Annotated in this window: 12 protein-coding genes and 1 pseudogene; 6 read left to right on the forward strand and 7 right to left on the reverse strand. The window is 48.1% G+C overall.

What is annotated here, in order from left to right:
• Positions 1-182: pseudogene (locus VIM72_RS04615) on the reverse strand (alpha-N-arabinofuranosidase); the annotation flags it as partial.
• A gap of 345 nt (positions 183-527) precedes the next feature.
• On the opposite strand from VIM72_RS04615, the gene VIM72_RS04620 reads away from it, so the two are divergent.
• Positions 528-1064 carry a hypothetical protein gene (locus tag VIM72_RS04620; RefSeq protein ID WP_332001693.1) on the forward strand — a complete coding sequence of 179 codons (537 nt, stop codon included), beginning with the start codon at positions 528-530 and terminating at the stop codon, positions 1062-1064.
• 27 nt (positions 1065-1091) lie between these two features.
• Positions 1092-1799 carry a dipeptidase PepE gene (gene pepE, locus VIM72_RS04625; RefSeq protein WP_332001694.1) on the forward strand — a complete coding sequence of 236 codons (708 nt, stop codon included), beginning with the start codon at positions 1092-1094 and terminating at the stop codon, positions 1797-1799.
• A 7-nt stretch (positions 1800-1806) separates the two neighbouring features.
• On the opposite strand, the gene VIM72_RS04630 is transcribed toward pepE, so the two are convergent.
• Positions 1807-2679 carry a hypothetical protein gene (locus tag VIM72_RS04630; RefSeq protein ID WP_332001695.1) on the reverse strand — a complete coding sequence of 291 codons (873 nt, stop codon included), beginning with the start codon at positions 2677-2679 and terminating at the stop codon, positions 1807-1809.
• Between the two features lie 159 nt (positions 2680-2838).
• Here VIM72_RS04630 and VIM72_RS04635 point away from each other — a divergent pair, with 159 nt between their 5' ends.
• On the forward strand, positions 2839-3429 hold the full coding sequence (locus VIM72_RS04635) for a TetR/AcrR family transcriptional regulator (RefSeq protein ID WP_332001696.1): 591 nt from the start codon (positions 2839-2841) through the stop codon (positions 3427-3429).
• Between the two features lie 5 nt (positions 3430-3434).
• Here the strand turns inward: VIM72_RS04635 and VIM72_RS04640 are convergent, their stop codons facing one another.
• Complete coding sequence (locus VIM72_RS04640; RefSeq protein ID WP_332001697.1) at positions 3435-4154, reverse strand: SDR family oxidoreductase; 720 nt, start codon at positions 4152-4154, stop codon at positions 3435-3437.
• Between the two features lie 80 nt (positions 4155-4234).
• A complete protein-coding gene (locus VIM72_RS04645) occupies positions 4235-5173 on the reverse strand; it encodes a helix-turn-helix domain-containing protein (RefSeq protein WP_332001698.1) in 939 nt (312 codons plus the stop codon).
• A gap of 39 nt (positions 5174-5212) precedes the next feature.
• Here VIM72_RS04645 and VIM72_RS04650 point away from each other — a divergent pair, with 39 nt between their 5' ends.
• Entirely contained in the window at positions 5213-5566 is a 354-nt protein-coding gene (locus tag VIM72_RS04650) for an ADP-ribosylation/crystallin J1 (RefSeq protein WP_332001699.1), read from the forward strand.
• Positions 5567-5640: 74 nt separating this feature from the next.
• A complete protein-coding gene (locus tag VIM72_RS04655) occupies positions 5641-6480 on the forward strand; it encodes an alpha/beta hydrolase (RefSeq protein WP_332001700.1) in 840 nt (279 codons plus the stop codon).
• Positions 6481-6539: 59 nt separating this feature from the next.
• Here VIM72_RS04655 and VIM72_RS04660 read toward each other — a convergent pair whose 3' ends face one another.
• Positions 6540-7871 carry a DEAD/DEAH box helicase gene (locus VIM72_RS04660; protein ID WP_332001701.1) on the reverse strand — a complete coding sequence of 444 codons (1332 nt, stop codon included), beginning with the start codon at positions 7869-7871 and terminating at the stop codon, positions 6540-6542.
• A gap of 30 nt (positions 7872-7901) precedes the next feature.
• On the reverse strand, positions 7902-8864 hold the full coding sequence (locus tag VIM72_RS04665; protein ID WP_332001702.1) for a DUF6528 family protein: 963 nt from the start codon (positions 8862-8864) through the stop codon (positions 7902-7904).
• 114 nt (positions 8865-8978) lie between these two features.
• Here VIM72_RS04665 and VIM72_RS04670 point away from each other — a divergent pair, with 114 nt between their 5' ends.
• The gene (locus VIM72_RS04670; protein WP_332001703.1) at positions 8979-9449 is read left to right on the forward strand and encodes a hypothetical protein; all 471 of its coding nucleotides are present in this window, start codon (positions 8979-8981) and stop codon (positions 9447-9449) included.
• Between the two features lie 220 nt (positions 9450-9669).
• Here the strand turns inward: VIM72_RS04670 and VIM72_RS04675 are convergent.
• Positions 9670-10626 (reverse strand): SO2930 family diheme c-type cytochrome (locus VIM72_RS04675; protein ID WP_332001704.1); only part of this gene is annotated, 957 nt, incomplete at its 5' end.

Raw genomic sequence — 10626 nt, forward strand, 5'->3', positions numbered from 1 at the left:
ACATAAAACCCGCCATAGATACAGTTTCCCAGGTGCTCTGCAAAGTGCCCATAGATATTGCGGTTGATGGTCTGAGTGGGCGCATCCGGACGGAAGGTCACTGTATTCTGCGCCTGTAAGGCTTGCGTGGAAAGCAACATACCCAGGATACCCGTGCGGATATAACGATATTTTCTCTTCATAACGAGGTTTTAAAAATCAAGTATCACAGCACTGTTTGCTGCGGCAATTCAAAAGAACAAAATAATTGTCACATTTACAATTAAAACCCTGAAAAAAACATTTAAAGCCGCCCGGGATGGTTCCTGTGGCTTCTTTTACCGGGAATATTTTTTTGAGGGGCGCCGCCTTCGGCGACGAAATTTGTCCTGGAGCAGGATTACGCTGATGATGCTGATTTGTTTGATTGGATATATTGTGATTTTTGAGATTTTGCGGTAGTTACCGTTGACCATTTTAACTATTGTTTTTAATAATTTTCCCCGGAATCTCGATATTTGCTGAAAATACAGCGTAATCATTTATTTATGCCATTCACCAACCAGGAACAATTGTTCTTTTGTTTGTTATTTATAGCAGGCTGCATGCCTTCCCCATCTCCCGGAAAAAAGACGGTAACAACGGACACCATTATCACGGCGGCTATGGCGCCGGCAGAACAGCAGATGGTAATGCCGGCAGATTCACTGCCGGTGGATATTGAAGAAGATAGCCTCGTTATCCCCGCTGATGCGGAGATCCGGATACTTAAGGCCAGTAAAGAAGTGACCTCCCGTCATAATATACCGGAATTCAACTCCTGGAAACTGAGTAATGCTGATATAGAGAAGATCTTCCGGAACAGCTGTCCCACCAGCGATGCCACCATACATGATCTGTACAACACGCTGGAATGTGAAATAAAGGGAGAAGTGATCATCAATAAGGTTACTTACCATTATATCATCAATGCCGGCGCCTGGTTTTACCTGTACAACGAGCATCATAGCTACACTTATATCTGCCCGGCGGAAAACTGCCGCTCCCTGTTCCTGGATCATGAGCAGTCGCCGGAAGAAGATTAACTTTACCTTTGCTTAATTTTTAAAATTATGAAGCATTTTATACTGGCGAGCACCTCTACTTTGTTTGGCCAAACCTACCTGGCGTACCTGCAACCTGCGATGAAAACATTGTATGCCGGCGTAAACGAAATTGTGTTTGTGCCATTTGCCCGCCCGGGTGGCATTTCACATGATGATTATACCAGCAGGGCTGCGGAGGCTTTTGGAGAAGCCGGCATACATGTGCGGGGACTGCATACCTTCAGCGATCCGGTGGCCGCCATTAAAAACGCCAGTGGCTTTTTTACAGGAGGTGGCAACACTTTCCTGCTGGTGAAACAATTGCATGAACAGGGACTGATGCGGGTACTCCGCGATGCGGTAAACAATGGCGCCCCTTACATGGGGTGCAGTGCAGGCAGCAATATTGGCGGGGTTACCATGCAGAACACGAACGATATGCCCATTGTATACCCTCCCAGCTTTGAAACAATGGGCCTGATCCCTTTTAACCTGAACCCACATTACCTGGACCCGCAGCCAGGCTCACAGCATATGGGGGAAACCCGGGAAACACGCATCAGGGAATATCATACACAAAATACCACACCGGTGCTGGGGCTAAGGGAAGGCAGCTGGATCTATGCAAAGGGCGATGCCTTAACACTGGAAGGCACGCTCAGCGCCAGGATCTTTGAAGCAGGCAAGGATCCCTATGAACTGCCGGCCGGCAGTTCCCTGGCTCATCTGAAATAAATTCACTTTAACGGATCATCTCCAGCTTTGCGCCGGCCCGGGGGCGATGAAAATAAGCGTACATATATGCCGTTTCTTCGCCCTTCGGTCCTTTTACGATATACCTTACCACTGGCTCGCCTATATTGGGATAGTCCATGCGCTCCAGTGCCGCTATCTTCCCGTTCCCGTAAAACCGCAGGCGGTATTTCTCGATAGGAAGCACGGTATAATCCAGTTTGAAATCGTCTGAATATTCACTTAAATGCGCCGCTGCTTCCTCTTTATCCAGGAAGAAGAACTTCGTCATTTCGTTCTCCTTTTGCTGTATAAGCTGGTGCAGGGTCTTTACATCCTTCTTCCGGAAACAACCGGCATAATTTTCATAAGCCGCCAGTAATTCCGCCAGCAACGCTTTTTCATCTTCTTCCCGGAGGTTTACGCTCTGGCTCCACCCGGTAAGATGATAAGGCACCTTTGCTTCAAAAGAGCCTTCATATACTGCTGTTGTTTTAGCCGCATCAGGATAATCCCCGTCGATATGCAGCAACTCCACATCGCTCACCTGCTCTCCATCGCCTTTGCGCAGTCCTTCCACCCGGACCACCGCTTTTATCTTTTCAGGCAGCGCAGCCAACTGCTTTCCATCTCTGAACGAAGGATATAATACCAGTTTCCAATGTTGCGTACCGGGCTTCAAAATGGCATCGTTAATGGGAGTAGAAGTATTTAATGTACCGTTTCCCTCCCCGAAATACTGCTCCACCGGCATATCATTTACAAAACATTCAAAACTGGCGGCCCCCACTTCAAAATTAAGACGGTATTCAATGGCCTTCCCTGGCTGGCCAAAAACAGGAAGATGGAGCGCTAACAGACAAATCATCAATATATTTCTCATTTCGGGTAACGGTTTAATCCGGGAAACTGCAAAAAATAAAAATAGCGTTTTTTAGACGTCAGGACAACATTCAACCGTTAAACTACCTGATTTTACTGCATAATTAATTTTATATGGGTTAAAGTTTTAAAAGAACAATCATTCTTTTATCTTTGTCCCATGCGTGCAAAAGATGAAAATAAAGAATGGACCATCCGGGAAAAGGCCATAGAAATGATTGTTCATGAGGGCTTTGATGGATTGAGCATGCATAAACTTGCCAAGGCGGCCAATATTTCCGTGTCTACCATCTATATTTATTTCAGGAACCGGGAAGACCTGCTGAACCAGTTATATGCCGATGTGGTGGAAACCTTTGTGGAGCATACCATGGCCGGCTTTGATCCGGATATGGACTTTGAAGCCGGCCTGTGGCTGCAGTGGAAAAACAGGTATGCCTATATTCTAAAGTACCCGCTGCAATTCCATTTCTCGGAACAGTTCCGCAATTCCCCCCTGATAAAAAAGCAGGATGATGCGCCTGAAGTGGTTTTCAAAAAAGTCATGCAACAGTTTGTGGCAAACGCCGTAGAAAAAGGCGAGATCGTGAACCTGCCCCGGGAGATTTTCTGGGCTATTGCCTATGCCCCGTTTTATACGCTCGTTAAATTTCACCTCGATCATCATACTATGGCCGGTATTCCTTTTACGCTGAGCGATGAACTGCTGCAGCTGGCCTTTCAGCGCACCATGAAGGCATTGCGGGTGTAAGAACCTTATAAACTCAAGCCGCCGTCGCAGCGTAGTACCGTTCCCGTTGTATAGCCATTACGCATCAGGAAAAGGATGGCATCTGCTATATCATCCGGCTCTCCTACCCTGCCTACCGGTAGTTGCGCTGCGTATTGCCCGAATGTATCGTCTTTGGCGTTGACGGGGAGGAAGTCCCACCAGGGGGTATCTACCACGCCGGGAGAAACAGCGTTGATGCGTAAGGGTTGTATTTCCTTTGCAAGGGAAGGGATCATCAGCTCCAGCGCACCGTTAATGGCTGCCAGCCCTGATACGCCGGGCGCCCGGCTGATAGCGGAAATAGCGGTAATGAGGGTAATGCTGCCTCCCTTGTTCACGTAAGGCAATGCCGCCTGGAGGGTATTCAGCTGGGCCCAGAACTTACTTTCAAAACCCTCCCTCAGTTCTTTTAACGAAAGATCGGCAAATTTACCCGCCCCCAGGGATCCGCTTACGGCAATCACCAGGTGGTCAAAATTTCCCTGGGCATCAAAGAAGGCATTCAGGTCTTTCCGGTTGCAGCTGTCCACCACAGTGGTTTGAATACCAGGCGTGTATTTCGCTGCATCTGCCAGTCGCGCTGCCGAACGGCCGGTAACTGTTACCTGGGCTTTTTCCCCGGCCAGTTTGGCGGCGGTGGCCAGTCCTATTCCGGAAGAGCCGCCGGCAATAATTACTTTCTTACTTTCAAATGAGTCTGACATATTGTTGTTATTTATACCTGCAAAGTTGCAGCAGAAAATTATGCAGGTTGTTACCGAGATTATGCATCGTATTAACCCGATCATGCATTTTTGCGGAACGCCAGTGGTGTTTGCCCGGTTTGTTCACGGAAGAAGCGGTTAAATCCTGCAGGATCGCTGAAGTTAAGCCGGTAAGAGATTTCCGCCACAGAAGTATCCGTGTACCGCAGCACTGCTTTGGCTTCCTGTACCAGCATTTCTGCAATAGCGTCTGAAGCAGTGCGACCAGTCGCTTCTTTCACCGTGCGGTTAAGGTGATTAGGCGTTACGCCCAGCATAGCGGCATAATCTGATACTCTTTTTTTAGAGAGAAAATGCTGGCTCACCAGCTTTTTAAACCGGGGCACCAGGTAAGTGTTGCGTGTATCCGTAGCCGTTAAATGAAGCTGTTGCGCCAGATAGCTTCTTTTTACTTCCAGCAGCAGTAAATAAAGATACATCTTCACTGCTTTTTCACATCCCGGCCGGTGCTGCTGTAGCTCTTCGTTGATCTTCCCGCAGAAATCAGCCACCGCTGTTATTTCTGCCTCCGTTAACTGTATAAAGGGCACGCCTGTATAAGCGAAAAAAGGAAACACTGTCTGCACCTCATCTCCCGGGATAATTTCCTGCAGAAAATCTGTATTAAACAAAATATAATACCCGAAAGTATCCGCGCTGATATTACTTTTGCTGAACACCTGCCCCGGAAAAGTAAAGCTCAATGTACCAGGCCGGTGCTTAAACTGTTCCAGTCCCAGTTGTACATCCACGCTTCCCCGCAGCGTAATACTGATCCGGTAGAAATCAGATTTCAAAGGCCCTACCGCAGGCCGTAATCCTTCGCTGGAATATATTTCCATACCGGCAATCTTTTTTGCCGGGTCCAGGTTATTGTAACCAAAGCTGGAAGTATCGCCCTCTTCGCGGTGCAGATGACGGAAATCATTTAATACGTATTGTGGTATCCCTGGTTTGCTGAGCTTGGTTTTCGTTGCCATTTGCCTATATTCGTTCTCTAAAAATAGTAAATATTACCAATGGAGTTAACCACCTTGTATCGCCCCGTAGGACCAGATGAACTGGTGTTGATTGAACAATCCGGCTGGAAAAGATTTCCGCCCAGGCGGCCGGACCAACCCATTTTTTACCCCGTAATGAATGAGGCGTATGCCATCCAGATATCCGTGGAATGGAATGTTCCTGCATATGGATCAGGCTTTGTTACTAAATTTTCAGTGAACAGTGATTTCCTGAAAAGATATAACGTTGAAAATGTAGGCGGTGAAATTCACAATGAATTATGGGTACCGGCGGAAGAGCTGGATGCGTTTAATGATAATATTGTGGGAATGATCGAGGTAACGCAGCAGTATTTTAAGGAAGAGAAATGAGGCCTTGGTACGGGAATTGAGCTGCCATTGCAAACAGATAAATACCTGTATTGCATCACCCAAAAAACCATTGTATGCCCACCATATCTTACCTGCCTGAACCACCGGATGTTTTTAATTTTCGTAACCAGCAAGTTCGTTTTGGCGTTACCGGGAAAGGCAGCCCACTGGTGCTTCTTCACGGCACCCCGTTTTCATCTGTTGTATGGCGACGGATTGCGCCCTGGCTGGCTGAACATTACCGTGTGTTTTATTTTGATCTCCTGGGATATGGTTGCTCGGAAAAACAGGAAGGGCAGGATGTGTCGTTAGGCATACAAAACGAGGTTTTCGCTGCGCTGCTCGACCATTGGGGTTTGGAGCAACCAGATATTGTAGCGCATGACTTTGGTGGAACCACCGCTTTGCGCACACATATATTAAACAAGCGCGACTATCATTCCTTAACACTGATAGATCCTGTTGCCATAGGCCCTTCCGGCTCACCATTTGTTCAGGCTGCAAAGGATCACCCGGAAGTTTTCACCGGGTTGCCCGCCTATATTCATGAAGCAATACTCCGTGCATACATCGGGGGCGCGGTATTTCATCCGCTTCCGGAAAAAGAGATGCAGTACTACCTGAAACCCTGGATCGGGAAAGAGGGACAGGCTGCCTTTTACCGGCAAATTGCGCAAATGAGCGACCGTTATACAGATGAGATTGAAAACAGGTATGAAGAAATCCGTTGCCCGGTTACCATACTCTGGGGAGAATGTGATGAATGGATACCCCTCGAGCGCGGCAGGGAGTTGTCGAAGCGTATTCCCCGGGCTTCTTTCAAAGTGGTACCGGAAACGAGGCACCTGGTACAGGAAGATGCGCCGGAGGCAGTTACGGCTACTATATTAAGCTTTTTAAAGCAAATGAGTTAGCGTGAAAAAGGCGCCTCAACACACATTGAGACGCCTTTTTAAATCATCTTACAAATCTCCTACTTCGCTATATCAATCTTCACTTTCTTATTCTTGATCTTCTCATTCTTCACCGCTTCCAATGCATGCTGCACTTTCGATTTCACCACGGCAACAAAAGAAAAGAAATCCTTCACTTCAATTAAGCCGATATCATCTTTTTTTAGATGCGCCTGTTTCGACAGGAACCCAACAATATCTACTTTATTCACTTTATCTTTTTTACCGGCGCCAATAAAAATGGTGGTCCATTTCGGTTTCTCCGGTAATGTGGCAGTTGCAGGCAGTTCAATATTTTCTATCACTTCCTCTGCCAGGTAAGGCATCCGTTTTTCGTCGGGCGCCAGTATGAGGATAGCGGTTCCACTGGCTTCCATCCTGGCGGTACGGCCGTTGCGGTGGGTCCAGCTGTCTTCCGTATGCGGCAAATGGAAATGGATGATATAACGGATATTGGGGATATCCAGTCCACGGGCGGCCAGGTCTGTTGTAACCAATACATTTACAGAGCCGTTGCGGAACTTGCAAAGGGCGGCATCCCGCTCCCGCTGCTCCATAGCGCCATGATAGAAGGTATTGATAATGCTTTTTTCAGACAGCATTCTGCTGGTGCGCTCCACTGCTTCACGATGGTTACAGAACACAATGGTGGAGCGGTTGCCCAGGTAACAGATCAGGCGGAACAGGGTATCTACCTTATCGTTTTCGGGCGATAATACTTCCTTAATCGTTAAGCGGGCAGCAGGCGTGCCTTCTTCCGGCAGGAAGTCCAGCTTCTCAGGATTATTCAGCGCCAGGAAATCCGGTATCTCCACTGATTCTGTAGCAGACGTAAGCACACGCTTTTTGATATTGGGCAGCGATTCAACAATGAAAGACACTTCCTCCTGAAAACCCAGTTCCAGGGTTTTATCAAATTCGTCCAGCACCAGGGTTTCAATGGCTGCAGTAGTAATATTTTCCCTGCGGATGTGGTCTCCCAGCCGGCCTGGCGTACCCACGATCACCGCAGGAGGCTGTATCAGGTTGTTTTCCTCTGTTTCCCGCAGATGCCCGCCATAGCAGGCGGTGATCTTATAGCCGGTGCCCATTTGTTTGAACACTTTCTCTATCTGTAAGGCCAGTTCACGGGAAGGCACCACTACCAGGGCCTGGGTATTTTTATTGGCAGGATCGAGCCGCTCCAGGATGGGCAGCAGGAAGGCCAGCGTTTTACCGGAGCCGGTAGCGGACAACAGGATTACATCATTGTGATGCTTGTTCGCGTTCACTGATGCCTGCTGCATTTCATTGAGTGAATCGATCTTGAGATTGGTAAGGATATTACCTATTGCGTACTTTTCTTTTTGCATTTGCCGCAAAAGTACGAAGATTAAAGGGTTTTACCTGCACAAATGCATCTGATCGCCCGCCGGGTAACTGAATGTATTGGGCACTACCCATCTTGCCTTGTAGATCTTCCAGCCTTTATGTATGAACAGGCGCCTGCCTTTGGCGTCTATCACCTCGTCTGTCCACCAGGATACTTTTGGCCGGGCTACAATGGTAGAAAGCCCATCCCCTGCGGAGGAAACGCTTTTGATATTCTCCTGCACCACATCCGCCTGCGCCAGCTTTTGTGTAACAGGATCAAATTTGTATACATTGGTGGTGTTGGTGAGCCATAAACTATTTTCACCATATACGGGAAACAGGTCATGCGCTTCTGTGCCGGGAAGGGAAAAAACCGTATCCTGTACCAGGTCTGGCGCATTACAGTTAAAGTTGTACCGGAAAGAATGCATATGCTCCCTGGCGGCAGACCACAGCCGCTGCTGCTTTGCATCCCAAACTACATTATGCCCGAAATCAATGGGGATCTTTTTCGTATATACATCACCGGGATAGTGCAGGGTATCCGTTTTAAATATCATCAGGTAATTGCCGGTGCTGGAAGCGCTTACAATATTGCCATCCGGCAATAGTTCGGCGGAATGGGTGTTACCGCCTGCGTAGGCATAGAACACAGCTTTTTTATCTGCCACCCTGATCAGCGCTACACCGCCGCCGGAGGCATTCATTAACACATACTCATTATTGTACACCATTTTGGCCTCGCTGGGATTGCTGAACCATTTTACATGCGCCGGCTGCACATTGGAGTTCTCCGGTTTCCATTCCCATATCACCTTGCCGGAAGGCACTTCTGCTATCAGGATCCGGTGCTGTGATTGTTCCGCTATTACCAAACACTTTTTACATGCCGCTACTGCGCGGGCATCCTGGTTATTCCCTTTCTGCTGCGCGGTAGCGCCAATGGCCAGCAGGCAAAACACTGCGGCCAGTAAGGACTTTCTTTTTTTCATTGTTTGTAAGATATATCACCACGCCTGGCGGTGGCGGCACATAATTACAATTTTTTCCGGGGAAATAAAAAGTACGTACCCGGCTAATTGCACCATTTTTCTTATTTTCAGTATATGAAAACACCTTACATTTTACTGGCGCTCGGCGCAGGCCTCTTTGCATCCTGCAACCAGCAGGGCGGACAGCAGCAAACCAATACTGTACAAGATTCCCTGCCACCGGTGGTGGAAAAAGAAAAATCCAATCACTGTTTCGAGAAAGTACTGGGCAGGGATACCATCCAGCTCAGGATCACTATGCACGACAGTGTAGCTACAGGCACCCTCGTGTATAATTTTTTTGAGAAAGATAAAAACACCGGCCAGTTCAACGGGATTATCAGCAACGGCATTATCCGCGGCAAATACGTTTTCTATAGTGAAGGCGTTGAAAGTTCCCGCCCGGTCATCTTCAAAATATCCGACCACGAAGCCTACGAAGCGCTGGCCGACAGCGTAGACCACCAGGGCACCCCCATATTCAACAGCGATAACGCAGCGCTGAAATTCGATAATATTCCACTGGTGGAAGGCGCCTGTAAGTAGGGCCTTCGGCCCTACGCGGATGTTGTCTGACTCAGGATTAAACTGATTATACTGATTATCAGGATTAGATTATTTTTGATTTTTAAAGGATTGGGGGAGATAAAAGCGAGTATCCGCTTCTATCTCCCCCAATCCTTTAAAAATCATTTATAAAATCCTGAAAAATTCAATCCTGGTAATCAGTATAATCAGTTTAATCCTGAGTCAGACAAAATCCGCGTTATTTCATTTCGCGGATCCACTGCCTTATCAGCTCCACTCCTTCTGCATGCACCACTGTACGCGCCAGCTCGGGCATCGCAGTGCCCGGCTCCACGCTGTTCATCCGGTAGGCAAGGATGGAGTGCTGCGGGTCGCCGGGAATAACATCGTAATCCAGTCCGCCGGCGCCGCCGCCTGCAGATACCGGCGATTTCATGATGCCCAGGTGATCCGGGGCAGTTTGTTCATATTCCAGGAATAAACCGGTGTTGAATGCATCGCCCCCTTTGGTGTGGCAATGTGCACAGTTTACATCCAGGTAAGCGCGGGCGCGTTCATTCACGGTGTAATGGGCGCTGTCTTTCCAGTCCGGCAGGCGCGGTACCTTATCCGGTGAAGGCATTCCGGCCAGTAACCCGTTGGCTGCCCATTGCTGCAGCTGGTCCTGGGTTTGCCCCTGCCGCACAAAATGAAGATTACGCGCTTTAGGCCCAATAGGCGTAAGCACACTGTTATTTATATGACAGCGTTTACAATCATTCGTATTGGGCACCTGGTACATGGTGGAGTGCTCATGCCCATTATCGTCCAGGAAAGTGATAGGGATCTTTTTTCCCAGGATCCATTTCTCTGCATCCTGCTGATCCCTGTTCCACAGGTAGTTCATCACTTTCCACTGGTGGTCTGCCGGGTCTTTGAACAGCAACCGGGTTTCTATCATGATCTTTTCATGTGCCGGGTTAGTGTAGGCAAAGTTCTTAATGATGAAAGTGGAATCCGGGAAATCGAGCGGGCCATGATCTGTATAGCTCACCGTTTTCCCTTCGGGTAAAGCAATAAAGCGGTCTTTTACCGCGTAGTCGGTGAACAATGGCGTTACCAGCTCATAGTTCATCACCCCTTTACGCGGCTGCAATGTTTTTAGCACGCCGGTAAAGAATCCATAGTCAGATAATTTCGGTTTAAACTGGAACAG

The organism is Chitinophaga sp., from assembly GCF_036569185.1.
In the GTDB taxonomy this organism is placed as follows: domain Bacteria; phylum Bacteroidota; class Bacteroidia; order Chitinophagales; family Chitinophagaceae; genus Chitinophaga.

Coding starts and splice junctions, on each gene's coding strand:
- VIM72_RS04640 (WP_332001697.1), bottom strand. CDS start 4,154: ATGTCAGACTCATTTGAAAGTAAGAAAGTAATTATTGCCGGCGGCTCT.
- VIM72_RS04655 (WP_332001700.1), top strand. CDS start 5,641: ATGCCCACCATATCTTACCTGCCTGAACCACCGGATGTTTTTAATTTT.
- VIM72_RS04620 (WP_332001693.1), top strand. CDS start 528: ATGCCATTCACCAACCAGGAACAATTGTTCTTTTGTTTGTTATTTATA.
- VIM72_RS04650 (WP_332001699.1), top strand. CDS start 5,213: ATGGAGTTAACCACCTTGTATCGCCCCGTAGGACCAGATGAACTGGTG.
- VIM72_RS04635 (WP_332001696.1), top strand. CDS start 2,839: ATGCGTGCAAAAGATGAAAATAAAGAATGGACCATCCGGGAAAAGGCC.
- VIM72_RS04670 (WP_332001703.1), top strand. CDS start 8,979: ATGAAAACACCTTACATTTTACTGGCGCTCGGCGCAGGCCTCTTTGCA.
- VIM72_RS04630 (WP_332001695.1), bottom strand. CDS start 2,679: ATGAGAAATATATTGATGATTTGTCTGTTAGCGCTCCATCTTCCTGTT.
- VIM72_RS04665 (WP_332001702.1), bottom strand. CDS start 8,864: ATGAAAAAAAGAAAGTCCTTACTGGCCGCAGTGTTTTGCCTGCTGGCC.
- VIM72_RS04645 (WP_332001698.1), bottom strand. CDS start 5,173: ATGGCAACGAAAACCAAGCTCAGCAAACCAGGGATACCACAATACGTA.
- VIM72_RS04660 (WP_332001701.1), bottom strand. CDS start 7,871: ATGCAAAAAGAAAAGTACGCAATAGGTAATATCCTTACCAATCTCAAG.
- pepE (WP_332001694.1), top strand. CDS start 1,092: ATGAAGCATTTTATACTGGCGAGCACCTCTACTTTGTTTGGCCAAACC.